This window comes from Amycolatopsis sp. SID8362, from assembly GCF_010550475.1.
In the GTDB taxonomy this organism is placed as follows: domain Bacteria; phylum Actinomycetota; class Actinomycetes; order Mycobacteriales; family Pseudonocardiaceae; genus Amycolatopsis; species Amycolatopsis eburnea.
This window is the reverse complement of the sequence record NZ_JAAGNB010001305.1, coordinates 1-553: the sequence shown is the minus strand read 5'-3', so window position 1 is coordinate 553 and position 553 is coordinate 1. Positions and strand designations below refer to the sequence as shown.

Here is a 553-nt window from a genome sequence, read left to right as displayed (position 1 = left end):
CGACCTACGCGTTCCAGCGCGACCGCTACTGGCTCGAATCCCCGGCCGGCGCGGGTGACGTCGGCTCGGCCGGCCTGGTGACCGCGGACCACCCGCTGCTCGGCGCGGTCGTCCCGCTGCCGGAGACCGGCGGGCTGGTGTGCACCGGCGCGTTGTCGCTGCGCACGCACCCGTGGCTGGCCGACCACAGCCTGCTCGGCACCGTCCTCGTCCCCGGCACGGCGCTGGTCGAGCTGGCCCTGCAGGCCGGGGCGCACGCGGGCCGCCCGGTACTGGACGAGCTGACCCTGGAGGCACCGATCGTGCTGCCCGAGTCGGGCGGGATCCAGGTGCAGGTGGTGGTCGGTGCTTCCGGTGAGGTGACCGTCCACTCACGACTTTCGGGCTCCGAAGACCCGTGGACCCGCAACGCTTCCGGTGTCCTCGGCACGACCGCGGCCGAGGGGCTGGCGCTGACCGAGTGGCCGCCCCCGGGCGCCACCGCCGTCGAGCTGGACGGCGCGTACGCGGCGCTGGCCGAGCGCGGCTTCGGCTACGGCCCGGCGTTCCAGGG

Annotated in this window: 1 pseudogene; it reads left to right on the top strand. The window is 75.6% G+C overall.

Annotated features, from left to right (window positions below):
• Window positions 1–553: pseudogene (locus tag G3I65_RS40015) on the top strand (polyketide synthase dehydratase domain-containing protein); the annotation flags it as partial.